The organism is Mesorhizobium sp. M7A.F.Ca.CA.004.06.1.1, assembly GCF_003999135.1.
GTDB lineage: Bacteria > Pseudomonadota > Alphaproteobacteria > Rhizobiales > Rhizobiaceae > Mesorhizobium.
Genome location: NZ_RZPQ01001410.1, coordinates 1 through 519, shown reverse-complemented (window position 1 = coordinate 519; position 519 = coordinate 1). Strand labels below are relative to the sequence as shown.

The window sequence follows — 519 nt, the reverse complement described above, 5'->3', positions numbered from 1 at the left end:
CCTCTGAAGCATTCGCCCCGGCTTGCCGGATAGAATCCAGAGGGAAGATCAGACATGACCTATCAGAATTATTCGCTGAAGCAGCTTCAGCAGATCGACGCCGCGCATCATCTGCATCCGTTCACCGACCACAAGGAAATGCGCGGGGCCGGGTCGCGCATCATCACCCATGCCAATGGCCCTTTTATCTACGATTCCGAGGGGGCTGAAATCCTCGATGGCATGGCCGGGCTGTGGTGCGTCAACATCGGCTATGGCCGTGACGAGCTGGCCGAGGCCGCCTATGCCCAGATGAAGGAACTGCCTTATTACAACTCCTTCTTCAAATGCTCGACGCCGACGCCAGTGCTGCTGTCCAAGAAGCTGGCGGAGATCGCGCCAAAGCACGTCAACCAGGTGTTCTATGGTTCGTCGGGCTCGGAGGCCAACGACACGGCACTGCGTCTCGTGCGCCACTATTGGGTGCTGGAAGGCCAGCCGGAGAAGAACCGCATCATCTCGCGCAAGATGGCCTATCAC

General features: G+C 58.6%; 1 protein-coding gene. It reads left to right on the top strand.

What is annotated here, in order from left to right; translation table 11 throughout:
- Positions 1-54: 54 nt before the first annotated feature.
- Positions 55-519 (top strand): aminotransferase class III-fold pyridoxal phosphate-dependent enzyme (locus tag EN906_RS36655; RefSeq protein ID WP_127375889.1); only part of this gene is annotated, 465 nt, incomplete at its 3' end.